17 protein-coding genes and 2 rRNA genes are annotated in these 24,238 nt (G+C 72.3%); 16 read left to right on the top strand and 3 right to left on the bottom strand.

The annotated features are described in order from the left end of the window. Window positions 1–5: 5 nt before the first annotated feature. Entirely contained in the window at window positions 6–677 is a 672-nt protein-coding gene (locus tag ACWIYF_RS14795; protein ID WP_448623585.1) for a TetR/AcrR family transcriptional regulator, read from the top strand. Window positions 678–721: 44 nt separating this feature from the next. Here the strand turns inward: ACWIYF_RS14795 and ACWIYF_RS14790 are convergent, their stop codons facing one another. Together ACWIYF_RS14790 and ACWIYF_RS14785 are read right to left on the bottom strand one after the other, a co-directional pair. Further along, window positions 722–2,581: an EAL domain-containing protein gene (locus tag ACWIYF_RS14790; protein WP_448623584.1), complete on the bottom strand. Its 1,860-nt coding sequence runs from the start codon at window positions 2,579–2,581 to the stop codon at window positions 722–724. Between the two features lie 231 nt (window positions 2,582–2,812). Next, entirely contained in the window at window positions 2,813–3,676 is an 864-nt protein-coding gene (locus ACWIYF_RS14785; RefSeq protein ID WP_448623583.1) for an EamA family transporter, read from the bottom strand. Between the two features lie 90 nt (window positions 3,677–3,766). On the opposite strand from ACWIYF_RS14785, the gene pheS reads away from it, so the two are divergent. The 3 genes from pheS to ACWIYF_RS14770 are packed head-to-tail and all read left to right on the top strand — an operon-like array spanning window position 3,767 to window position 8,098. Next, window positions 3,767–4,834, top strand: coding sequence for a phenylalanine--tRNA ligase subunit alpha (gene pheS / locus ACWIYF_RS14780; RefSeq protein WP_448623582.1), 1,068 nt, complete (start codon window positions 3,767–3,769; stop codon window positions 4,832–4,834). Next, entirely contained in the window at window positions 4,834–7,296 is a 2,463-nt protein-coding gene (gene pheT / locus ACWIYF_RS14775; protein ID WP_448623581.1) for a phenylalanine--tRNA ligase subunit beta, read from the top strand. The genes pheS and pheT overlap by 1 nt, the downstream gene beginning before the upstream one ends. Beyond that, window positions 7,289–8,098 (top strand): SDR family oxidoreductase, encoded by an 810-nt coding sequence (locus tag ACWIYF_RS14770; RefSeq protein WP_448623580.1) that lies wholly within the window; start codon window positions 7,289–7,291, stop codon window positions 8,096–8,098. Before pheT ends, ACWIYF_RS14770 begins: the two co-directional genes overlap by 8 nt. Here the strand turns inward: ACWIYF_RS14770 and ACWIYF_RS14765 are convergent. Further along, complete coding sequence (locus tag ACWIYF_RS14765; protein ID WP_448623579.1) at window positions 8,068–8,865, bottom strand: helix-turn-helix domain-containing protein; 798 nt, start codon at window positions 8,863–8,865, stop codon at window positions 8,068–8,070. The genes ACWIYF_RS14770 and ACWIYF_RS14765 overlap by 31 nt on opposite strands. Window positions 8,866–8,991: 126 nt before the next feature. On the opposite strand from ACWIYF_RS14765, the gene ACWIYF_RS14760 reads away from it, so the two are divergent. From ACWIYF_RS14760 to ACWIYF_RS14705, 12 genes are all read left to right on the top strand, one after another. Beyond that, window positions 8,992–9,354, top strand: a complete 363-nt coding sequence (locus tag ACWIYF_RS14760; RefSeq protein WP_448623578.1) for a nuclear transport factor 2 family protein — start codon at window positions 8,992–8,994, stop codon at window positions 9,352–9,354. Between the two features lie 142 nt (window positions 9,355–9,496). Further along, window positions 9,497–10,534 (top strand): N-acetyl-gamma-glutamyl-phosphate reductase, encoded by a 1,038-nt coding sequence (argC, locus tag ACWIYF_RS14755; RefSeq protein WP_448623577.1) that lies wholly within the window; start codon window positions 9,497–9,499, stop codon window positions 10,532–10,534. A gap of 76 nt (window positions 10,535–10,610) precedes the next feature. Beyond that, the gene (gene argJ, locus ACWIYF_RS14750; protein ID WP_448623576.1) at window positions 10,611–11,762 is read left to right on the top strand and encodes a bifunctional glutamate N-acetyltransferase/amino-acid acetyltransferase ArgJ; all 1,152 of its coding nucleotides are present in this window, start codon (window positions 10,611–10,613) and stop codon (window positions 11,760–11,762) included. Beyond that, window positions 11,759–12,745, top strand: a complete 987-nt coding sequence (gene argB / locus ACWIYF_RS14745) for an acetylglutamate kinase (protein WP_448623575.1) — start codon at window positions 11,759–11,761, stop codon at window positions 12,743–12,745. The genes argJ and argB overlap by 4 nt, the downstream gene beginning before the upstream one ends. Then, complete coding sequence (locus ACWIYF_RS14740) at window positions 12,742–13,929, top strand: acetylornithine transaminase (RefSeq protein ID WP_448623574.1); 1,188 nt, start codon at window positions 12,742–12,744, stop codon at window positions 13,927–13,929. The genes argB and ACWIYF_RS14740 overlap by 4 nt, the downstream gene beginning before the upstream one ends. Beyond that, window positions 13,926–14,867 (top strand): ornithine carbamoyltransferase, encoded by a 942-nt coding sequence (argF, locus tag ACWIYF_RS14735; protein WP_448623573.1) that lies wholly within the window; start codon window positions 13,926–13,928, stop codon window positions 14,865–14,867. The genes ACWIYF_RS14740 and argF overlap by 4 nt, the downstream gene beginning before the upstream one ends. Further along, entirely contained in the window at window positions 14,864–15,397 is a 534-nt protein-coding gene (locus ACWIYF_RS14730; protein WP_448623572.1) for an arginine repressor, read from the top strand. Before argF ends, ACWIYF_RS14730 begins: the two co-directional genes overlap by 4 nt. Further along, window positions 15,394–16,851 (top strand): argininosuccinate lyase, encoded by a 1,458-nt coding sequence (gene argH / locus ACWIYF_RS14725; RefSeq protein WP_448623571.1) that lies wholly within the window; start codon window positions 15,394–15,396, stop codon window positions 16,849–16,851. Before ACWIYF_RS14730 ends, argH begins: the two co-directional genes overlap by 4 nt. Continuing rightward, the gene (locus ACWIYF_RS14720) at window positions 16,815–17,495 is read left to right on the top strand and encodes a DNA-3-methyladenine glycosylase (protein ID WP_448628757.1); all 681 of its coding nucleotides are present in this window, start codon (window positions 16,815–16,817) and stop codon (window positions 17,493–17,495) included. Before argH ends, ACWIYF_RS14720 begins: the two co-directional genes overlap by 37 nt. Beyond that, window positions 17,492–18,781, top strand: a complete 1,290-nt coding sequence (gene tyrS / locus ACWIYF_RS14715; protein WP_448623570.1) for a tyrosine--tRNA ligase — start codon at window positions 17,492–17,494, stop codon at window positions 18,779–18,781. Before ACWIYF_RS14720 ends, tyrS begins: the two co-directional genes overlap by 4 nt. Window positions 18,782–19,127: 346 nt before the next feature. Beyond that, window positions 19,128–20,648, top strand: a 16S ribosomal RNA gene (locus ACWIYF_RS14710). Window positions 20,649–21,104: 456 nt separating this feature from the next. Beyond that, window positions 21,105–24,233 (top strand): 23S ribosomal RNA (locus ACWIYF_RS14705). The 16S and 23S rRNA genes sit together here, the layout of an rRNA operon. Window positions 24,234–24,238 lie beyond the last annotated feature (5 nt).

The raw sequence follows: 24,238 nt of genomic DNA, 5'->3' as shown, positions 1-24,238 counted from the left end.
AACACATGCAAACCGTCGCTGACCGAGGCGTCCCGGTCCGCCGGGAGGCCGCCGCGCCGGACGGGCGCCGTGCACGGTGGACCGAGCACCGGCGGGCCCGCCGGGAGGAGCTGGTCGGCGCGGCCGTCGAGGCGGTGCGCCGGGCCGGTCCCGACTTCGCCGTCGACGACGTCGCCCGCGAGGCGCGGGTGTCCAAGACGGTCATCTACCGGTACTTCAGCGACAAGGACGAGCTCATCGACGCCGTCCTGGAGCGCATCTCCACCGCGGTGCTGCTCCCGCGGCTGCTCGGGGAGCTGGGCGTCGACCGGTCCGACGACCGTGACCGGCTGCGCGCGGTCATCGCCGCGTTCGTCGCCCTGATCGAGGACGAGCCGGCGCTCTACCGCTTCGCCTACGCCCACGCGGGGCGCACCGGGCGGCGGGACCTCGTCGCGGCCACCGAGCGGGAGATCGCCGAGGCGCTCGGGGTGCTCATGAGCCAGCGGCTGACCGAGGCGGGCCGCGCCCCGGCCCCCGCGATGACCTGGGCCTACGGGGTGGTCGGCATGGTGCAGCTGACCGCGCACTGGTGGTCGGGCACGCGCCCGGTGCCGGCGACGGACCTGGTCGACCAGCTCACCGACCTCGCCCACGGCGGCCTCGGTGCGCTGCTGCCCCCGCGGCGGACCGCCTGAGCGATCCGACCGAGCTCCGGCTCCACCCGCGCCGCGGGACGGTCTCAGGCCGGCGTGCGCTCGTGCCGGTTGAGCGACGCGGCCCGCAGCAGGTCGGCGAAGTCCGGGCCGTCGGCGGGGAACACCCCGACCCCGACCCGCGCTCCGACGGGGATCTCCGCAGAGCGCAGCCTCACCGGCCGACGCACGAGGTCGAGCAGCTCGCCGGCGATGCGCCGCGCCTGCACCGCGGCGGTCCCCGGATCCAGGTCGCGCAGCGCGACGAGGAACTCGTGGCCGCCGAGCCGGCCCAGCAGATCCCCCCGGCGCAGCGCGCCGCGCAGCCGCTCGGCGACCGTGCTCAGCAGCTCCTCGCCGGCGTCGTGGCCCCACATGCCCGTGGCCGACAGCACGCCGTCCACATCGATCAGCAGCAGCGCCAGCCCGTCGTCGCCCGCGCGGGCCGACCACAGCGCCGTCTCCACCTGCTCGGCCAGCTGCTCGCGGCCCGGCAGCCCGGTCACCGGGTCGCTGCCCGCCAGCTCCTCGATCCGGGCGAGGTAGCCCCGGCTGCGGTCGCGCTCGGCCCGCAGCTCCCGCTCGGCGGTGAGGGCACGCTCCAGCAGCGGGTCGCGCCGGGAGCTCGCGGAGGGCGCGCGGGCCGGCAGTGTTCCTGCCGCGGCGGGGGCGACCCGCGACAGCAGCGCCGTCGCCGCCCGGACGACGGTGTCGCGCTCGTAGGTGACGGCGTACTCGAAGGTCCGCTGCAGGTCCGGGCCGTCGTCGCCCAGGTCGCGGGCCAGCAGCGCCGCCGAGAAGTGCGGGGCGAGGACGACGACGTCCCACTCGCCGCGCACCGGGTCGTCGGCCCGCAGGGCGGCGCCGCGGACGCCGGGCAGCGGCTCGACCGGCAGGTCCTCGCCGAGCGCGCAGACGAACGCCGTGCGCTCGACCAGGTCGCGGTAGCGCCGCGCGGTCGCGGGCGTGACGTGCCGGGCCTCCTGGAAGGCGGCCGCGACGACGCAGGTGTCGCCGAGCCGCAGCGCCTCGCGCTCCAGCTGCTTGGACAGCTCGATCAGCAGGGCCTTCGGCGCCCGCCGCAGCGCGACGGTGCCGGGCAGGCAGGCGAACGGCGAGCGGTCGACGTCCTCGGGCGCGGCCGACGCCCCGGGCAGGGCCAGCGTGCCCGTCGGGCGGCCGGGCACCGCGCCGGGGCCGGGGCGGCCGAACAGCCAGCCCTGGCCGAGGGTCGCGCCGAGCGCGCGGGCCATCGCGAGGTGCTCCTCGGTCTCGATGCCCTCGGCCAGCACCGCGGCGCCGGTGCGCTCGGCGTGGGCGTTGACCGCGTTCATGATCCCGGCGATCGCCGGGCCGGGCCGCTCCTGGACCAGGCGCAGGTCGAGCTTGACGACGTCAGGCCGCAGCAGGGGGAGGAACGCCAGGGACATCGCCTCGGCGCCGACGTCGTCCACCGCCACGCGCCAGCCGGCGCCGCGCACCCGCTCCACCGTCCGCAGCAGCTCGGCCGGCCGCGCGGCCAGCGCCCGCTCGGTGATCTCGAGGACCACCCGCAGTTCGCCCGGGGCGGCCTCGGCGATCGCCAGCAGCTCGCCCAGCGGCGCGCTGTCGAGGACCTCCGGCTCGACGTTGACGAAGACCGTCAGCGGCGCGAGCAGCCCGGCCTCGACGGCGCCGCGGAACGCGGCGGCCCGGCAGGCGGCGTCGGTCTCCGCGAGGCGGTCCGCGGCGCGGGCGGCGGCGAACAGGGCGTCCGGCCGCTCGAGCGGCCCGACCGGCCCGCGGGCCAGGGCCTCGTAGGCCACCACCCGGCCGGTGTCGAGCTCGACGATGGGCTGGAAGACGCTGCGCACCCCGCCCGGGGCCAGGGCGTCGTCCAGGGTGCTCTCCGTGCTGTGCCGCTCCACCCGGGGGACATCGTCGCCGCCCGCGCGGTCCGCCAGCCGAGCCCCGCGAGGCTGACCCGAACGAGGGGCCTCACAGGGTGATGAGGGCCACGGCCCGGCTCCGACGGATCAGTTCGTGCGGCGTTGTGCGCACGCCTGCGGTCATGCAGTGGCGCCAGAGCGTGCACAACACCGCAAGAGCACGTCGCCGGGCGTTGCTTCGGGGAGCGGCGGGATCGGCCCGCGCCGGTCCTAGAGCGTGATGAGGGCGACCGCGAGCGCGGCGGCGCCGAGCCCCGCCGCCTGCGCCGGGACCAGCCGCTCGCGCAGCACCACCTGGGCGAGGACGACGGTGCTCACCGGGTACAGCGAGGCGAGCACGCCCACGACGGCGAGCTGGCCCGGCTGCTGGCTGGCCAGGAGGAACAGCGCGTTCGCGGTGACGTCCAGCGCCCCGCCGAGCAACGTGGGCAGCAGCACCGGCCGCGGGACGCGCAGCGAGCGGCGGCCGGCGAGCGCGGCGGCGGCCAGCAGGACGACGGCGATGCCGCGGGTGGCCAGCAGCGGGGTGAGCCCGGACTCCGGCCGCGTCTGGTCGAGCAGCGCGAAGAACAGGCCGAAGCCCACACCCGCCGCGAGCGGCGTGCCCAGCCCGGCGAGGCGCAGCCGCCGCAGCGAGGACAGCCCCTCCTCGGCCGACACCAGCACCACCGCGACCAGCGCCAGCGCGATGCCGATCGCGGCGAGGACGCCGACCCGCTCGCCGAGGACGACGCCGACCAGCACCGGCACCGCCGCCGCGCACAGCGCCGTCACCGGTGCCACGACGCTCATCACGCCGCCCGCCAGGGCGCGGTAGAAGAGCAGGAGGCCGACCATGCCGGCCACGCCGGCGGCCGCGGCCCAGGCGAAGTCGGCCGGCCGCGCCGCGCCGCCGAGCCAGGGGAGCAGCAGGAGGAGCAGGACCAGGCCGGCGGCCTGCGACACGAGGACGACGACCTGCGCGGGGGCGCGCCGGGTGGCCAGGCCGCCGCAGAAGTCGGCGGTGCCGTAGACGAGCGCCGAGAGCAGCGCGAGCAGCACCGCCACGCCGTCCTCCTCGTCCGGCGCACCCACGGCCGCCCTGCCCCCGTTCTAGCACCGGGCGCCGATGCGGCCGGAAACCCGGCGGCGGCCGCGGGAGGCCGACGGGCAGAATGGCCTCCCGTGTCCGGCGCCAACGATCCCTACGACCCCAAGCAGGTCGCGGCCCTCTCACCCGAGGCCCTCGACGCCGCGGTGCAGGCGGCCCTCGAGGCGTTCAAGGAGGCGGACGGCCTCGAGCAGCTCGCCGCCGTCCGCCCCGCGCACCTCGGCGACCGCGCGCCGGTGCTGCTGGCCCGCCGCGAGCTCGGCGCGCTGCCGCCGGCCGCCCGCGCCGACGCGGGGAAGCGGGTCAACGCCGCGCGCACCGCGGTCACCGAGGCGTACGAGCAGCGGCGGGCCGAGCTGGAGGCCGAGCGCGACGAGCGGGTGCTGGCCGAGGAGCGGGTCGACGTCACGCTGCCCTGGAACCGCGCCCCGCGCGGTGCCCGGCACCCGCTGACCACGCTCATGGAGCGGATCTCCGACATCTTCGTCGGCATGGGCTACGAGGTGGCCGAGGGGCCCGAGCTCGAGGCCGAGTGGCTGAACTTCGACGCCCTGAACATGAAGCCCGACCACCCGGCCCGCACGATGATGGACACGTTCTTCATCGCGCCAGAGGACTCGGGCCTGGTGCTGCGCACCCACACCAGCCCGGTGCAGGCGCGCACGATGCTCGAGCGGCAGCCGCCGATCTACGTCGTCGCGCCGGGACGCACCTATCGCACCGACGAGCTCGACGCGACGCACACCCCGGTGTTCCACCAGGTGGAGGGCCTGGCGGTGGACCGCGGGCTGACCATGGCGCACCTGCGCGGGACGCTCGACCACCTGGCCCGGGCGCTGTTCGGCGCGGACGCGGTCACCCGCTGGCGGCCGTCGTACTTCCCGTTCACCGAGCCGTCGGCGGAGTTCGACGTGTGGTTCCCCGAGCACCGCGACGGCCCGCGCTGGGTCGAGTGGGGTGGCTGCGGGATGGTCAACCCGCGGGTGCTCGTCGCCTGTGGCATCGACCCGGAGGAGTACACCGGCTTCGCCTTCGGCATGGGCATCGAGCGGGCCCTGCAGTTCCGCTCGGGCGTGGGCGACATGCGCGACATCGTCGAGGGCGACATCCGGTTCACGAGGGCATTCGGAGTGGAGCAGTAGTGAGGGTCCCGATCGGCTGGCTGGCCGAGTACGTCGACGTCCCCGCCGGGACGACGGTCGAGGAGCTCGACGCCGCCTTCGTCCGGCTCGGCCTCGAGGTCGAGGCGATCCACCGCGCCGAGCCGGTCACCGGCCCGCTCGTCGTCGGCCGGGTGCTGGAGATCGAGGAGCTCACCGAGTTCAAGAAGCCGATCCGGTTCTGCCGGGTGGACGTCGGCGAGGCCGAGCCCCGGGGCATCGTCTGCGGCGCCCGCAACTTCGCCGTGGACGACGCCGTGGTGGTCGCGCTGCCCGGCGCGGTGCTGCCCGGCGGGTTCGAGATCGCCTCGCGGAGGACCTACGACCGGATCTCCGATGGGATGATCTGCTCGGTCCGCGAGCTGGGCATCGGCGAGGACCACACCGGGATCCTCGTGCTCGGGGACGACGCGCCCGCCCCGGGCACCCCGGCGGCGCCGCTGGTCGGCCTGGACGACGTCGTCATCGAGCTGGCGATCACGCCCGACCGCGGCTACTGCCTGGCGATGCGCGGCCTGGCCCGCGAGATGGGCACCGGCCTGGCGGTCGGCTGGCGCGACCCGGGGGCCGTGACGCCGCCGGACTGGTCGGGGGAGCCCGCCTGGCAGGTCTCCGTCGCCGACCCCGACCGCTGCGACCGGTTCTCGATGATCGCGCTGGAGGGCCTCGACCCCACCGCGCCGAGCCCGTGGTGGATGCGCCGGCGGCTGGCGCAGTCCGGCGTCCGCAGCATCTCGCTGGCCGTCGACGTCACCAACTACGTGATGCTCGAGCTCGGCCAGCCGATGCACGCCTTCGACCGGGACGCCGTCCGCGGGCCGATCACCGTCCGGCTGGCCCGCGAGGGCGAGAAGCTGACCACCCTGGACGGCGTCGCGCGGGTGCTCTCCGCCGACGACCTGCTGATCACCGACGACAGCGGGCCGATCGGCCTGGCCGCGGTCATGGGCGGCGCCTCCACCGAGATCGGTGACGGGACGACCAGCGTGCTGCTCGAGGCCGCGCACTGGGAGCCCACCGGGGTCGCGCGCACCGCCCGCCGGCACCGGCTGCCCAGCGAGGCGGCCAAGCGCTTCGAGCGCGGCGTCGACCCCGAGATGACGACGGCGGCGCTCGCCCGCGCCGCGGCGCTGCTCGCCGAGTACGGCGGCGCCCGCGTGGTGGGAGCGCCGGTCGACGTCGACACCCGCGCGCCGCGGCGGCCCATCCGGCTGGACCCGCTGCGCCCGGCCCGGATCGCCGGCGTGCCCTACGACGCCCGCCAGGTCGTCGAGCTGCTGGACGCCGTGGGCTGCGCGATCACCGCCGACGGCGAGCTGCTCGACGTCGTCCCGCCGTCGTGGCGGCCCGACCTCACCGACCCGGCCGACCTCGTGGAGGAGGTCGTCCGGCTGGCCGGCTACGACGAGGTGCCGTCGGTGCTGCCGACCGCGCCGCCCGGCCGCGGGCTGACCGACGTCCAGCGCCGCCGGCGCAGCCTCGGCCGCGCCCTCGCCGAGGCCGGCTACGTCGAGGCGCCGGCCTACCCGTTCATCGCCCCGGGGGTGCTCGACGCCCTCGGCCTGCCCGACGACGACCCGCGCCGCGAGCTCGTGCTCGTCCGCAACCCGCTGTCGGAGGAGGAGCCGGCGCTGCGCACCACGCTGCTGCCCGGCCTGCTGGCCACGCTGGCCCGCAACCTCGCCCGCGGCCAGCGCGACATCGCGCTGTTCGAGCACGGCCGGGTGTTCCTGGGCGGGGTGCGCATGCCGGCGCCGGTGCCCGGCGTCGACCGCCGTCCGGACGACGCGACGCTGGCCGCGCTGCTCGCCGCGGTGCCGCCGCAGCCCTGGCACGTGGCCGTGGCGCTGACCGGCAACCGCGAGCCGCGCGGCTGGTGGGGTCCGGGCCGCCCGGAGAGCTGGGCGGACGCGGTCGAGGCCGCGCGCACGGTCGCCGCCACCGCGGGGGTGGAGCTCACCGTCCGCGCGGGGGAGTGGGCGCCCTGGCACCCGGGCCGGTGCGCCGAGCTGCTCGTCGGCGACCGCGTGGTCGGGCACGCCGGGGAGCTGCATCCGCGGGTGTGCGCCGCGCTCGAGCTGCCGCCGCGCACGTCGGTCATGGAGCTCGACGTCGACGCGCTGCCGCCCACACGCGTGCCGGTCGGCCCGCGGGTCTCGGCGTTCCCGCCGGTGCTGCTCGACCTGGCGCTGGTCGTCGGGGACGACGTGCCGGCCGCCGAGGTCGAGGCCGCCCTGCGGGACGGCGCCGGCGAGCTGCTGGAGGGGCTGCGGCTCTTCGACGTCTACACCGGCGCGCCGGTGCCGGCCGGCAGGCGGTCGCTGGCCTACGCGCTCACCCTGCGCGCCCCGGACCGGACGCTGACCAGCGAGGAGGCGACCGCGGTCCGCGACGCCGCGGTGGCGGCGGCCGCCGAGCGAATGGGCGCCGAGCTCCGTGCCTGAACTGGCCGGCCAGGTCGCCCTGATCACCGGCGCGTCGACCGGGATCGGGCGGCACCTCGCGGAGGGGCTGGCCGCGCGCGGGATGGCCGTCGCCGGGCTGGCCCGCGGCGCCGGCCGGCTGACCGCGGCGATGGACGAGGTCGCCGCGGCCACCGGGGCGCGCACACTCGCCGTCGCCGCCGACGTCACCGACCGGGCGTCGGTCGAGGCCGCGGTCGCGCGGGTGCACGCCGAGCTCGGCCGGGTCGACCTGCTGGTCAACAACGCCGGCCTGATGGACGCCGCGGAGGTGCCGGTCTGGCAGGCCGACCCCAACGAGTGGTGGGCGGTGGTCGAGAGCCACGTCCGCGGCGGGCTGCTGCCGGCGCGGGCCGTCGTCCCCGGGATGGTGGAGCGCGGCTCTGGCCGGGTGGTCGACCTGGCCAGCGGCCTGTCCACCCGCGGCGGGCGGCTGTACTCGGCGTACTCGGTCGGCAAGACCGGCCTCATGCGGCTGACCGAGGTCCTCGCCGCCGGGCTCGAGGGCACCGGGGTGCGCGTCTTCGACCTCGCGCCGGGCGTCGTCCGGACGGCGATGTCGACGTCCATGTCCATGCACGAGGGCCGGACCGACTGGACCGACCCCGAGCGGGTCGTCGCCTTCGTGGCCGCGATCGCCGCCGGTGAGCTCGACGCGTGGTCCGGCCGGTTCGTGCACGCCGGGTTCGACGACCTGGACGCGCTGCGGCGGACGACGCCCGAGGGCGCCCAGCGGCAGCTGCGGCTGCGGCCCTACGCCGAGGGCGACCCCGCCGCGGGCTGAGCGGCGGCCGCGCGCACGGCCTCGGCGGTGCGCTCGTCCGCGGGCAGGAACGCCTCGATGCTCACCTCGGCGGCGGTGAGGTCCACCGCCGTCCCGAACGTCGTGACGGTGCTGAGGAACGCCAGGTCGTCGTCCCCGGCGCGGACCCGCAGCGGCACCGCGATCCCGTCGGGCGGGCGCGGGTCGGTGCCGCCGGGCAGCAGCGACAGCTCGCGGTGCAGGGCGGCGAGGCCCGGGTCGCCGGAGAGCCGCGCCTCCCGGGCCAGCCGGTGCAGCACGTGCGCCCGCCACTGGGCGAGGTTGCGGATCCGGGGCGCCATTCCGTCCGGGTGCAGCGACAGGCGGAGCACGTTCACCGGCGGCTCCAGCAGCCGCGGGTCCACGCCGTCGGTGAGCAGGGCGATGCCGCGGTTGGCGGCGACCAGGTGCCAGGCCCGGTCGATCACGACCGCCGGGAACGGCTCGTAGGCGGCCAGCACGAGATCCAGCGCCGACCGGACGGCGGCCATGTCCGGCGCATCCAGCCCGCGGCGGGCGTAGACCGGCGCGAACCCGGCCGCGACCAGCAGCTCGTTGCGCGCCCGCAGGGGCACCTCCAGCGAGTCGGCGAGGTGCAGCACCATCTCGCGGCTCGGCCGCACCCGGCCGGTCTCGAGGAAGCTCAGGTGCCGGGCCGAGACGCCGGCCTCGTTGGAGAGGTCGAGCTGGGAGAGGCGGCGCCGCTGCCGCCAGGTGCGCAGCAGCGAGCCGACCGGCGGTGCCGTCATGCCGCCGAACGTAGGGCCCGGCCGGGCGGACGTCGCTTACCTCGCAGGTAATCGACCCGCTTCCCTGCGCGCGGCACGGTCGGTGCACCGCCCCACCGGAGGGGCACCGACCGAGAGGACACCGTCATGAGCGACTACCCCGCCCTGGCCGAGCGCTACATCGCCGCCTGGAACGAGACCGACCCCGAGGCCCGCCGCCGCGCCGTCGCCGAGCTCTGGACCGACGACGCCCGCTACGTCGACCCGCTGGTCGAAGCCTCGGGCCGGGACCAGATCGCCGCGACCATCGGCGCCGTCCAGGGGCAGTTCCCGGGCTTCGTGTTCCGGCTGACCGGCCCGGTCGACGGCCACCACGACCAGCTCCGCTTCTCCTGGGAGCTCGGCCCGGCCGGCGAGCCGGCGCCGATCGCGGGCTCCGACGTCGCGGTGACCGACGGGAACGTCCGGCTGCGCACCGTCCTCGGCTTCCTCGACCGCGTCCCGTCCTGATCGCGACCGTTATCCCGAACACAGATCACCCGAAGGGTGCTGCCGCCGGTCGGGTCCTCGGCCGAAGTGGCCACCAGGGCCACTGTGGCCACTTCGGCCCCAACGGTGCACGGTCATGCATGGCTGTGTATGGTCATGCATTGTGATCCAGCAGACGTGGACGGTCGGAGTCACCGGCGCCACCGGGTACGCGGGGGGAGAGGTGTGCCGGCTGCTGGCCGGGCACCCGAACCTGCGCCTGGCCGGGGTGCACGCCAACTCGAGCGCCGGCCGACGCCTCGGCGAGCTGCAGCCGCACCTGCTGCCCTTCGCCGACCTGGAGGTGCGGCCCAGCACCGCCGAGGACCTGGCCGGCTACGACGTCGTCGTCCTGGCCCTGCCGCACGGGGAGTCCGCCGCGATCGCCGCGCAGCTGCCCGACGACGTGCTGGTCATCGACTGCGGCGCCGACCACCGGCTGAACGACCCCGCGGCGTGGGCGCGCTGGTACGGCGGCGAGCACGCCGGCACCTGGCCGTACGGACTGCCCGAGCTCCCCGGCCAGCGGGCGCAGCTCGCCGGCGCGCGGCGGATCGCCGTCCCCGGCTGCTACCCGACGTCGGTGACCCTCGCGCTGGCCCCCGCCCTGGCCGCCGGACTGGTCGAGCCGGACGTCGTCGTGGTCGCCGCGAGCGGCACCAGCGGCGCGGGCAAGTCGGCCAAGCCGCACCTGCTCGGCAGCGAGGTCATGGGCTCGGTCAGCGCCTACGGCGTCGGCGGGGTGCACCGGCACACGCCGGAGATGATCCAGAACCTGTCCCAGGCGGCGGGCGCGCCCGTCAGCGTCAGCTTCACCCCGACGCTGGTGCCGATGAGCCGGGGCATCCTCGCCACCTGCTCCGCGCCGCTCGCGCCGGGCACGGACGCCGACGCCGCCCGGGCCGCCTACGCCAAGGCCTACGCCGACGAGCCCTTCGTGCACCTGCTCCCCGAGGGCCAGTGGCCGACGACGGCGCAGGTGCTCGGCGCCAACACCGTCGCGCTGCAGGTCGCCGTCGACCCGGACGCCGGCCGGCTGGTCGTCGTCGCCGCGGTCGACAACCTGACCAAGGGCACCGGGGGAGCGGCGCTGCAGTGCGCCAACCTCGCCCTGGGCCTGCCGGAGACGACCGGCCTGCCCCTGGTGGGGGTCGCGCCGTGAGCGGACAGGGGCGTGAGCATCGCAGCGAGGAACGAGCGAGGAGCGGAGCGCCCCGCGGGACCGAACGGAGGACATGGTGAGCGTCACCGCACCGGCCGGATTCCGGGCGGCCGGCGTCGCCGCGGGGCTGAAGTCCTCCGGCGACAGGGACGTCGCCCTGGTCGTCAACGACGGCCCGGACGACGCCGCGGCGGGATTCTTCACCACCAACCGGTTCCCGGCCGCCCCGGTGCAGTGGAGCCGGCAGGTGCTGCAGTCGGGCCGGCTGAAGGCGGTCGTCCTCAACTCCGGCGGCGCCAACGCGTGCACCGGCCCCGAGGGCTTCCAGGACGCCCACGCCACCGCCGAGCACGTCGCCGCCGAGCTGGGCATGGGCGCGATCGACGTCGCGGTGGCGAGCACCGGCCTGATCGGCGTCCGGCTGCCGATGGACAAGCTGCTCGCCGGCGTCACCGACGCGGCTAAGGCGCTGTCCGCCGAGGGCGGTCCCGACGCCGCTCGGGCGATCATGACCACCGACACGGTGCCGAAGACGACGGTGCAGCGCCGCGACGGCTGGACCGTCGGCGGGATGGCCAAGGGCGCCGGCATGCTGGCGCCGAGCCTGGCCACGATGCTCGTCGTCCTCACCACCGACGCCGTGGTGCCGGCCGACGTCCTGCAGCGGGCGCTGAAGGGCGCCACGAGCCTGAGCGTCGAGCGGGTCGACTCCGACGGCTGCCTGTCGACCAACGACACGGTGATCGCGCTGGCCAACGGTGCCAGCGGGGTCGAGCCGACCGCCGAGGAGCTCAGCGACGCCCTGGTCGCCGCCTGTACCGACCTGGCCATGCAGCTGCTCGCCGACGCGGAGGGGTCGACCAAGGACATCGCGATCACCGTCCGGAACGCGGCGACCGAGGACGACGCGCTCACCGCCGGCCGGGCCTGCGCGCGCAACAACCTGCTCAAGACGGCGCTGTTCGGCAACGACCCCAACTGGGGCCGGGTGCTGGCCGCGATCGGCACCACCGACGCCGCGTTCGAGGCCGACCGGGTCGACGTCACGATCAACGGCGTGACGGTCTGCCGCGGCGGCTCCATCGGGGACCCGCGCGAGGGCGTCGACCTCACCGGCCGGGCGATCGACATCGACATCGACCTGAAGGCGGGTACGGAGTCGGCGACCATCTGGACCAACGACCTGTCGATCGCCTACGTCCACGAGAACTCGGCCTACTCCACATGAACCAGGACCCCACGCCCCCCGACGTCGCCGTCGACGAGGTGCCCCCGTCGACCAGGAAGCGCATCGGCACCACCCGGGTCATGCGCAAGCACGACCCCGAGGGCGACGCGCGCAAGGTCGCCGTCCTCACCGGCGCGCTGCCGTGGCTCAAGGAGTTCCACGGCAACGTGGTCGTCGTGAAGTACGGCGGGCACGCCATGGTCGACGAGGAGTGCCGTCGCGCCTTCGCCGAGGACATGGTCTTCCTGCGCACCTGCGGCATCCACCCGGTCGTCGTCCACGGCGGCGGCCCGCAGATCACCGAGATGCTCACCCGGCTCGGCATTCCCAGCGAGTTCCGCGGCGGGCTGCGGGTCACCACGCCGGAGACGATCGACGTCGTCCGGATGGTGCTCACCGGCCAGGTCGGCCCCGACATCGTCGGGCTGATCAACCAGCACGGCTCGCTGGCCGTGCACCTGTCCGGCGAGGACGGCGGGCTGTTCACCGCCCAGCGGACCGCGGCCATCGTCGACGGGAAGCCGGTCGACGTCGGCCTGGTCGGGGACGTCGTCGCCGTCGACCCCACGCCGATCACCGCGCTGCTGGAGGCCGGGCACATCCCGGTCGTGGCCAGCGTCGCGCCCGACAAGGACGGCGTCGTGCACAACGTCAACGCCGACACCGCCGCGGCCGCGGTCGCCGTCGCGCTGGGGGCGGTGAAGCTCGTCGTCCTCACCGACGTCGAGGGCCTCTACGCGGACTGGCCCGACCGCGACTCGCTGGTCCAGCAGGTCGACTCGGCGGAGCTGGCCGAGATCCTGCCGACCCTGGACGCCGGGATGATCCCCAAGATGGCCGCCTGCCTGCGGGCGGTGGAGGGCGGTGTGCGCCGCGCGACCGTCGTCGACGGCCGGATGCCGCACGCCCTCCTGCTCGAGATGTTCACGACCGAGGGCACGGGAACCATGGTGGTCCCGGCCGGGAAGGGGCCAGCACGGTGACGACGACACAGGAGCTGGCCACCCGCTGGTCCTCCGTGATGATGAGCAACTACAGGACCCCGCCGGTCGCGCTCGCCCGCGGCGCCGGCGCCACGGTGTGGGACGTCGACGGCCGCGAGTACACCGACCTGCTCGGCGGCATCGCGACGACGATCCTCGGCCACGCCCACCCCAAGGTGGTCGATGCGATCACGAAGCAGGCCGCCACCCTCGGGCACGTCTCCAACCTGGCGATGCACGAGCCCGGCGTGCTGCTCGCCGAGCGCTTGCTCGACCTCGCCGGCCGCCCCGGCCGGGTCTTCTTCTGCAACTCCGGCGCCGAGGCCAACGAGGCCGCGTTCAAGATCAGCCGGCTCACCGGCAAGACCCAGGTGATCACCGCCGAGGGCGCCTTCCACGGCCGCACGATGGGCGCGCTGGCGCTGACCGGGCAGCCGTCGAAGGCCGCCGCGTTCGCCCCGCTGCCCGGCGGGGTGACGTACGTGCCCTACGGCGACGCCGACGCCCTGGTCGCGGCGGTCTCCGAGCGGACGGCGATGGTGCTGCTCGAGCCGATGCTCGGCGAGGGCGGCGTGCTCCCGGCCCCGGCCGGCTACCTGGCCGCGGCGGCGTCCGCGGCGACGGCGTCGGGGGCGCTGTTCGCCGTCGACGAGGTGCAGACCGGCACCGGCCGCACCGGCCACTGGTTCGCGCACCAGGCCGACGGGCTGCAGCCGGACCTGATCACCCTGGCCAAGGCGCTCGGCGGCGGGCTGCCGATCGGCGCCACGCTGGCCTTCGGCGAGGCCGCCGAGCTGCTGCAGGCCGGCTCGCACGGCTCCACGTTCGGCGGCAACCCGATCGCGGCCGCGGCCGCGCTGGCGGTGCTGGACACCATCCGCGACGAGGGGCTGCTGGAGCGCGCCAAGGAGCTCGAGCAGCGGTTCACCGCGGGCATCGAGGGGCTCGGCCACGCCGGCGTCTCCGCTGTCCGCGGTCGCGGGGCGCTGCTCGGCGTCGTCCTCACCGCGGACGTCGCCGGCTCGCTGGAGGCGCAGCTGCGCGCGGCCGGGTTCCTCACCAACGCCGTCGCGCCCGGCGTGCTGCGGCTGGCCCCGCCGCTGGTCCTCTCCGACGCGCAGGTCGACGCCTTCGTCGCCGCCCTGCCCGCCGCCCTCGACGCCGCTCTGGAGTCCGCGCCGTGACCCGCCACTTCACCAAGGACGACGATCTGACCCCTGCCGAGCAGGCCGAGGTCCTGGCGCTGGCCGCCGAGCTCAAGCGCACACGGCACACCGCCGAGGCGCCCACGCCGCTGGCCGCCCCGAACGGCGTGCCCCGCGCGGTGGCGGTCCTGTTCGACAAGCCCTCCACGCGCACCCGGGTGTCGTTCTCGGTCGGCGTGGCCGAGCTCGGCGGCTACCCGCTGGTCATCGACGCCGGCTCCAGCCAGCTGGGCCGCGGCGAGCCGGTGGAGGACACCACGCGCGTGCTCGACCGGCAGGTGGCCGCGATCGTGTGGCGCACCTTCGGGCAGGACCGGCTGGAGACCATGGCGTCGGTCAGCCGGGTGCCGGTGGTCAACGCGCTGACCGACCTCTACCACCCGTGCCAGATCCTGGCCGACCTGCAGACGGTGAGCGAGCGGCTCGGGTCCCTGGCCGGCCGGTCGCTGACCTACCTCGGCGACGGCGCCAACAACATGGCGCACTCTTACCTGCTCGGCGGTGCCACGGCCGGCATGCACGTGCGGATCGGCTCGCCGGAGGAGTACCAGCCGGATCCCGCCGTCCTCAAGCGCGCCGCGGAGATCGCGGCCGAGACCGGCGGCTCGGTGCAGTGGACCGTCGACGCGGCCGCCGCCGCCGACGGCGCCGACGTCCTGGCCACCGACACCTGGGTGTCGATGGGGCAGGAGGACGAGTACGACGCCCGCATCGCGCCGTTCCTGCCGTACGCGCTGGACGAGGCGGCGCTCACCCGGGCTGCCGACGACGCGGTCGTGCTGCACTGCCTGCCGGCCTACCGCGGCAAGGAGATCGCCGCCGAGGTGATCGACGGGCCGCAGAGCGCGGTGTGGGACGAGGCGGAGAACCGGCTGCACGCGCAGAAGGCTGTGCTCATCTGGCTTCTGCAACGATGACGACCGCCGTCACCCGCTCGGCGCGCCAGGCCCGGATCCGCGAGCTGATCGAGGCCCAGCCGGTCACCTCGCAGACGCACCTGGCCGCGCTGCTGGCCGAGTCGGGCATCGAGGTCACCCAGGCCACGCTCTCCCGCGACCTGGAGGAGCTCGGCGCGGTCAAGCTGCGCGGGTCCGACGGCGCCCCGGCGTCCTACGTGCTGCCACCGGAGAACGCCCCGCTGCGGCCGGCGCAGACCGCCCCGGCCCGGCTGACCCGGCTGCTGGCCGACCTGCTCACCAGCGCCGAAGGCAGCGCCAACCTCGCCGTCCTGCGCACGCCGCCGGGGGCCGCGCAGTTCCTCGCCTCCGCGCTCGACAAGGTGGGACTGCCCGACATCCTGGGCACCATCGCCGGTGACGACACCGTGCTCGTCATCTCCCGCGAGCCGGACGGCGGCCCCGCCGTCGCCGACCGGCTGCGCGGGCTCGCCGAGCGCACCCCTGCCGTGTACCCCGAGCTGAAGACCGACCTGGAAGAGAGTTCGTGACCGCCGGACCGCACCAGAACCCGCCCGCCGCGAGCGACACCCGGCTGTGGGGCGGCCGCTTCGGCGGCGGGCCGTCCGAGGCCCTCACCAAGCTCTCCAGGTCCACCCACTTCGACTGGAAGCTCGCCCCGTTCGACCTGGCCGGCTCCCGCGCGCACGCCCGCGTGCTGCACCGGGCCGGCCTGCTCACCGACGACGAGCTCGAGCGGATGCTCGGCGCGCTGCGCGCGCTGTCCGACGAGGTCGCCGCCGGGACGTTCGTCGCCGCCGAGTCCGACGAGGACGTCCACGAGGCCCTTGAGCGCGGCCTCACCGAGAAGCTCGGCACGCTCGGCGGCAAGCTGCGCGCCGGGCGCAGCCGCAACGACCAGATCGCCACCGACCTGCGGCTCTACCTGCGGCACTGGGTCCGCGAGCTGGTCCGGGAGCTCAGCTCGCTGGAGTTCGCGCTGCTGGGGCTCGCCGAGCGCTACGCCGACGTCCCCGCGCCCGGCATGACCCACCTGCAGCACGCCCAGCCGGTGCTCATCGCCCACCAGCTGCTGGCCCACGCGCACGCCTTCGCCCGCGACGTCGACCGGCTGCGCGACTGGGACCGGCGGACCGCGGTCAGCCCCTACGGCTCCGGCGCGCTGGCCGGCTCGTCGCTGCCCCTGGACCCCGACGCCGTCGCCGCCGAGCTGGGCTTCGACCGGGCCTCGGACAACTCCGTCGACGGGGTCAGCGACCGGGACTTCGCCGCGGAGTTCTGCTTCGCCGCGGCGCTGATCGGCGTGCACCTGTCCCGGCTGGGGGAGGAGGTCGTCCTCTGGACGTCGACCGAGTTCGGCTGGGCCCGCCTCGACGACGCCTGGGCGACCGGGTCGTCGATCATGCCGCAGAAGAAGAACCCGGACATCGCCGAGCTCGCGCGCGGCAAGTCCGGCCGCTTCGTGGGCAACCTCACCGGCCTGCTGACCATGCTCAAGGGCCTGCCGCTGGCCTACGACCGCGACCTGCAGGAGGACAAGGAGCCGGTCTTCGACTCCATGGAGCAGCTGCTGCTCCTGCTACCCGCGGTCACCGGCATGATCGCCACGCTCACTCTGCGGCCGGAGGTGCTCGAGGCGGCCGCGCCGCAGGGCTTCGCCCTCGCGACCGACGTCGCCGAGTGGCTGGTCCGGCAGGGGGTCCCGTTCCGCTCGGCGCACGAGATCAGCGGCGAGATGGTCGCGTTCTGCGAGCAGTCCGGCCTCGAGCTCGACCAGCTGGACGACGACCAGCTCGCCGGGATCGACGAGCGGCTCACCCCCGAGGTCCGCACGGTGCTCTCGGTGCCGGGGGCGCTGGCGGCCCGGTCGACCCGCGGGGGGACGGCGCCCGCGCGGGTGGCCGAGCAGTTCACGGCGCTGAAGGCGCTGGCCACCGAGCACGCCGACTGGTCGGTGTCCTCACCCGTGGCGGCGGTGCTCTGAACGCGCCCGGCCCCCTCCTCACCTGCGACGAGCTGCTGGGGAAGCCCGACGAGGTCGCCCCGGCGCTGCTCGGCTGCTGGCTGGTGACCGACCGTCCGGAGGGGACGGTCGCGGTCCGGCTCACCGAGGTCGAGGCCTACTCCGGGGAGGGCATGGACCCCGCCGCGCACTCGCACCGCGGACCGACTCCGCGCGCGGAGATCATGTTCGGTCCGCCCGGGCGGCTGTACGTGTACTTCAGCTACGGCGTGCACTGGTGCGCCAACGTGGTAGTCGGTCCGCCCGACGTCGGCTCGGCGGTGCTGCTGCGTGCCGGGGAGGTGGTCGTGGGGGAGTCCCTCGCCCGCGTCCGGCGGCCGGCGGCCAAGGCGGCCCGCGACCTCGCTCGTGGCCCGGCCCGGCTCACGCAGGCGCTGGCCATCGGCCCGGAGGACAAGGGCGCCGACCTGCTCTCGCCGTCGTCGTCGGTGCGGCTGCACCACGGGGAGGCGCCGTCGTCGGTGTCCGTCGGACCCCGCGTGGGGATCACCCAGGCGACCGACCTGATGTGGCGCTTCTGGGTGACCGATGCCCCCTCGGTGAGCGTGTTCCGGGCGGGTGGGAAGCCTCGCCGCCGGCGCGCCGGGCAGGATGGTGCCCCGTGAGGGACGTGATCGACGAGCTGCACCGCCGCGGGCTGATCGCCCAGAGCACCGACGAGGAGGCCCTGCGGGCGCACCTCGCCGAGGGACCGATCACCTACTACTGCGGCTTCGACCCCACAGCGCCGAGCCTGCACGTGGGACACCTGCTGCAGTTCATGGTGCTGCGGGCGCTGCAGCGCGCCGGGCACCAGCCGATCGTGCTGGTCGGCGGGGCGACCGGGCTGATCGGCGACCCGCGGCCCTCGGCCGAGCGCCAGCTCAACGACCGCGACACCGTCGCGGGGTGGGTGGACCGCATCCGCGCGCAGGTCGCGCCGTTCCTCGAGCTGCCGGCCGAGCGCGAGGGGCTCAAGCCGCCGATCTACGTCGACAACCTGGACTGGACCCAGCCGTTGTCGGCGATCGACTTCCTGCGCGAGCTGGGCAAGCACTTCCGGGTCAGCCGGATGCTGGCCAAGGAGGCGGTGTCGGCCCGGCTGAACTCGGAGGCCGGCATCAGCTACACCGAGTTCAGCTACCAGATCCTGCAGGCCAACGACTTCCGGGAGCTCTTCCTGCGGTACGGCTGCACGCTGCAGAGCGGCGGCTCCGACCAGTGGGGCAACCTCACCGCCGGCATCGACCTGGTGCGCCGCACGCAGGGCGTCGGCGTGCACGCGCTGGCCACCCCGCTGGTGACCAAGTCCGACGGCACCAAGTTCGGCAAGAGCGAGGGCGGCAGCATCTGGCTCGACCCGGTGCTCACCAGTCCCTACGCCTTCTTCCAGTTCTGGCTCAACGCCGACGACGCCGACGCCCGCGCCTGGCTGCCGCTGTTCTCCGAGCGGCCGGCGGAGGAGCTCGACGCGCTGGTCGCCGAGTCGCTGGAGCGCCCCGCCGCCCGGGCCGCGCAGCGCGCGCTGGCCGAGGAGCTCACCCTGCTGGTCCACGGGCCCGAGGAGCTGCGCGAGGCCGAGGCGGCGGGCCGGGCGCTCTTCGGCCGGGAGGACCTGCGCACGCTGGGGGAGGAGACCCTCGGCGCCGCCCTGCGCGAGGCCGGCTTCGCCGCCGTCGACGGGCCGACGCCGACCATCGCGCAGCTGTTGCAGCAGGCCGGGCTGGTCGGCAGCCTCTCCGAGGCGCGGCGCACGGTGAAGGAGGGCGGGGCGTACCTGAACAACGAGCGGGTGACCGACGCCGACGCCGTCCCGGCCGAGTCCGACTGGCTGCCGGGGGGCTGGCTGGTGCTCAGGCGGGGCCGGCGCACCGTCGCCGGCGTGCACCGCGGACCGGCCTCGACCGCCTGACGGGCCGTGTAACGGGCCGGTGAACGCGCTGTTCCGGGAGGGTGTCGGGCGTCACCGGCCAATCGGTTTGACACGGCCTCCGGGCGCACGTAACTTTCTCTCTGCGCCGCGCGTGACCGCCTGAGGGTGGCCGCCGGGAGGGCCTGCGGGCCAGCCCGCCGCGCGGGGCACCATCGAGAGTCGCCTGAGACGAAGGCCGCGAGGCTGGGGTTTCAGCGCGTCCGCTCCTTGAGAACTCAACAGCGTGCCGAAAGTCAGTGCCAAGTAACAACCCCTTTGTGGGTTTCTTTGGGTTGATTGACATCAAGAGTGCTAGCTCTTGGTTCTCGGCCTGGTTTCGAATTCATCTACGGAGAGTTTGATCCTGGCTCAGGACGAACGCTGGCGGCGTGCTTAACACATGCAAGTCGAACGGTGAACCCGCTTCGGTGGGGGATCAGTGGCGAACGGGTGAGTAACACGTGGGCAACCTGCCCTCAGCTCTGGGATAACTCCAAGAAATTGGGGCTAATACCGGATATGTCCGCTGACCGCATGGTCGGGTGGTGGAAAGGGTTTCCGGCTGGGGATGGGCCCGCGGCCTATCAGCTTGTTGGTGGGGTAGTGGCCTACCAAGGCGACGACGGGTAGCCGGCCTGAGAGGGTGACCGGCCACACTGGGACTGAGACACGGCCCAGACTCCTACGGGAGGCAGCAGTGGGGAATATTGCGCAATGGGCGAAAGCCTGACGCAGCGACGCCGCGTGGGGGATGACGGCCTTCGGGTTGTAAACCTCTTTCAGCAGGGACGAAGCCGTGAGGTGACGGTACCTGCAGAAGAAGCACCGGCCAACTACGTGCCAGCAGCCGCGGTAATACGTAGGGTGCAAGCGTTGTCCGGAATTATTGGGCGTAAAGAGCTCGTAGGCGGTTCGTCGCGTCGGCTGTGAAATCCCGGAGCTCAACTCCGGGTCTGCAGTCGATACGGGCGGACTGGAGTTCGGCAGGGGAGACTGGAATTCCTGGTGTAGCGGTGAAATGCGCAGATATCAGGAGGAACACCGGTGGCGAAGGCGGGTCTCTGGGCCGATACTGACGCTGAGGAGCGAAAGCGTGGGGAGCGAACAGGATTAGATACCCTGGTAGTCCACGCCGTAAACGTTGGGCGCTAGGTGTGGGGGCCATTCCACGGTCTCCGTGCCGCAGCTAACGCATTAAGCGCCCCGCCTGGGGAGTACGGCCGCAAGGCTAAAACTCAAAGGAATTGACGGGGGCCCGCACAAGCGGCGGAGCATGTTGCTTAATTCGATGCAACGCGAAGAACCTTACCTAGGCTTGACATGCACGGAAATCTCCCAGAGATGGGGGGTCCGTAAGGGCCGTGCACAGGTGGTGCATGGTTGTCGTCAGCTCGTGTCGTGAGATGTTGGGTTAAGTCCCGCAACGAGCGCAACCCTCGTTCCATGTTGCCAGCACGTAATGGTGGGGACTCATGGGAGACTGCCGGGGTCAACTCGGAGGAAGGTGGGGATGACGTCAAATCATCATGCCCCTTATGTCTAGGGCTGCAAACATGCTACAATGGCCGGTACAAAGGGCTGCGATACCGTGAGGTGGAGCGAATCCCAAAAAGCCGGTCTCAGTTCGGATTGGGGTCTGCAACTCGACCCCATGAAGTTGGAGTCGCTAGTAATCGCAGATCAGCAACGCTGCGGTGAATACGTTCCCGGGCCTTGTACACACCGCCCGTCACGTCACGAAAGTCGGTAACGCCCGAAGCCGGTGGCCCAACCCCCTGGGAGGGAGCCGTCGAAGGCGGGATCGGCGATTGGGACGAAGTCGTAACAAGGTAGCCGTACCGGAAGGTGCGGCTGGATCACCTCCTTTCTAAGGAGCACTCACCGCCCGGGAGCCCCGGGTGGTGCAGGGCCACGCCAGAACAGGAGCGGCGCCCGTGGTGGGTGCTGCCGGGTCGTCTGGGTGGTGCTCGAGGGTGGAACGCTGACCAGTTCGGCCGGTGCGTCCGGTGGGCGCCGCTAGTACTGCACTCCCGTCCGCGGGGTGCGTGGAGCGCGGTGTGCTCGGGGGGGTCGGTCGTAGGCACGCTGTTGGGTCCTGAGGGAGCGGGCATGCTTCCTTGCCGACAGGGCCGGTTGTCTGTCGTACCGCCCGGGGCCGTGGGTTCCCGGGGCCGGCGGCGGAGGCTCAACCGGTGGCTGTTTGTTCGTTGAGAACTGCACAGTGGACGCGAGCATCTTCTGACTCTGTTTTGCAGGGTGTGTAGGCCCGCCCGGATCGCCGGACCCTCTTCGGGGGTGTGGTGGTGTGGGTGGGGTTTTGTTGTGTCAAGTTGGTAAGGGCACACGGTGGATGCCTGGGCACCAGGAGCCGATGAAGGACGTGGGAGGCTGCGATAAGCCTCGGGGAGCTGCCAACCGAGCGTTGATCCGAGGGTGTCCGAATGGGGGAACCCCGCACCAGTCATGTGGTGTGACCCGCGCCTGAACACATAGGGCGTGTGGAGGGAACGTGGGGAAGTGAAACATCTCAGTACCCACAGGAAGAGAAAACAACCGTGATTCCGTGAGTAGTGGCGAGCGAAAGCGGAGGAGGCTAAACCGGTCGCATGTGAGACCCGGCAGGGGTTGTGCGGTCGGGGTTGTGGGACGATCCAGCCATTTCTGCCGGAGTGGCGGGGAGTGAGAAAGCGGCGTCGTTAGTGGAAGGCCTCTGGAAGGGGTCGCCGTAGAGGGTGAGAGCCCCGTACACGAAAGCGTGTCGCCTCCCGGATCTGTTTCCCAAGTAGCACCGAGCCCGTGGAATTCGGTGTGAATCCGGCGGGACCACCCGCTAAGCCTGAATACTCCCTGGTGACCGATAGCGGACAAGTACCGTGAGGGAAAGGTGAAAAGTACCCCGGGAGGGGAGTGAAATAGTACCTGAAACCGTGTGCCTACAAGCCGTGAGAGCCTTAGCCGCATCCGTGTGGCGGGGTGATTGCGTGCCTTTTGAAGAATGAGCCTGCGAGTTAGTGGTACGTGGCGAGGTTAACCCGTGGGGGGTAGCCGTAGCGAAAGCGAGTCCGAACAGGGCGCCTTTGAGTCGCGTGCTCTAGACCCGAAGCCGAGTGATCTACCCATGGCCAGGTTGAAGCGCGGGTAAGACCGCGTGGAGGACCGAACCCACCAGGGTTGAAAACCTGGGGGATGAGCTGTGGGTAGGGGTGAAAGGCCAATCAAACTCGGTGATAGCTGGTTCTCCCCGAAATGCATTTAGGTGCAGCGTCGCGTGTTTCTTGCCGGAGGTAGAGCACTGGACGGCCTAGGGGGCCCACAAGCTTACTGAAGTCAACCAAACTCCGAATGCCGGTAAGTGAGAGCGCGGCAGTGAGACTGCGGGCGATAAGGTTCGTAGTCGAGAGGGAAACAGCCCAGATCATCGGCTAAGGCCCCGAAGCGTGTGCTAAGTGGAAAAGGATGTGGGATCGCAGAGACAACCAGGAGGTTGGCTTAGAAGCAGCCATCCTTGAAAGAGTGCGTAATAGCTCACTGGTCAAGTGGTTCCGCGCCGACAATGTAGCGGGGCTCAAGCACACCGCCGAAGCCGTGACACTTCAGCACGTCCCCGCCGCCGGCCTCGAGTCGGCGGCCAGGGGCTGGGGTGGGTAGGGGAGCGTCGCGTGGTGGGTGAAGCGGCGGAGGGATCCAGCCGTGGACGCCACGCGAGTGAGAATGCAGGCATGAGTAGCGAGAGGGGAGTGAGAAACTCCCCCGCCGGAAGACCAAGGGTTCCTGGGCCAGGCTAATCCGCCCAGGGTGAGTCGGGACCTAAGGCGAGGCCGACAGGCGTAGTCGATGGACAACGGGTTGATATTCCCGTACCCGCGAAGGAGCGCCCATGCCGAACCCGGCGATGCTAACCACCCGAAACCGCGCCGAGCTTTCGAGCGAGGCGCGGCGGAGCGTGGGACCCGGACTGGTAGTAGGCAAGCGATGGGGTGACGCAGGAAGGTAGTCGGGCCGGTGAGTGGTAGGACCGGTGCAAGGGTGTGGCCCGTGGGGTAGGCAAATCCGCTCCACATCAGGGTGAGGCCTGACGCATAGCCGAATGAGGCGAATTCGATGATCCTATGCTGCCGAGAAAAGCCTCTAGCGAGTTCCGAGCGGCCCGTACCCCAAACCAACTCAGGTGGTCAGGTAGAGAATACCGAGGCGATCGAGCGAACTGTGGTTAAGGAACTCGGCAAAATGCCCCCGTAACTTCGGGAGAAGGGGGACCCCAGCCCGTCAACACCCTCGCGGTGGGCGGCGGGAGGGGGTCGCAGAGACCAGTGAGAAGCGACTGTTTACTAAAAACACAGGTCCGTGCGAAGTCGTAAGACGAGGTATACGGACTGACGCCTGCCCGGTGCTGGAACGTTAAGGGGACGGGTTAGCTCTTCGGGGCGAAGCTCAGAACTCAAGCGCCAGTAAACGGCGGTGGTAACTATAACCATCCTAAGGTAGCGAAATTCCTTGTCGGGTAAGTTCCGACCTGCACGAATGGCGTAACGACTTCTCAGCTGTCTCAACCACAGGCTCGGCGAAATTGCACTACGAGTAAAGATGCTCGTTACGCGCGGCAGGACGGAAAGACCCCGGGACCTTCACTACAGCTTGATATTGGTGTTCGGTTCGGCTTGTGTAGGATAGGTGGGAGACTGGGAAGCGGGCACGCCAGTGTTCGTGGAGTCGCCGTTGAAATACCACTCTGGTCGAATTGGATGTCTAACCTCGGTCCGTGATCCGGATCAGGAACAGTGTCAGGTGGGTAGTTTAACTGGGGCGGTTGCCTCCCAAAATGTAACGGAGGCGCCCAAAGGTTCCCTCAGCCTGGTTGGCAATCAGGTGTCGAGTGCAAGTGCACAAGGGAGCTTGACTGCGAGACCGACGGGTCGAGCAGGAGCGAAAGCTGGGACTAGTGACCCGGCACCGGCAGGTGGAAGCGGTGTCGCTCAACGGATAAAAGGTACCCCGGGGATAACAGGCTGATCTTCCCCAAGAGTCCATATCGACGGGATGGTTTGGCACCTCGATGTCGGCTCGTCGCATCCTGGGGCTGGAGTAGGTCCCAAGGGTTGGGCTGTTCGCCCATTAAAGCGGTACGCGAGCTGGGTTTAGAACGTCGTGAGACAGTTCGGTCCCTATCCGCCGTGCGCGTAAGAGACTTGCGAAGAGCTGTCCCTAGTACGAGAGGACCGGGACGGACGAACCTCTGGTGTGCCAGTTGTACCGCCAGGTGCACTGCTGGTTGGCTACGTTCGGCAGGGATAACCGCTGAAAGCATCTAAGCGGGAAGCTCGCTTCAAGATGAGGTCTCTCACCTCCACGAGAGGGTAAGGCCCCCGCCCAGACCAGCGGGTTGATAGGCCGGAAGTGGAAGCACCGCAAGGTGTGCAGCTGACCGGTACTAACAGGCCGAGGACTTGACACACTCAT

The organism is Geodermatophilus sp. URMC 64 (genome assembly GCF_053502555.1).
This window is presented reverse-complemented; position numbering and strand designations above follow the sequence as displayed.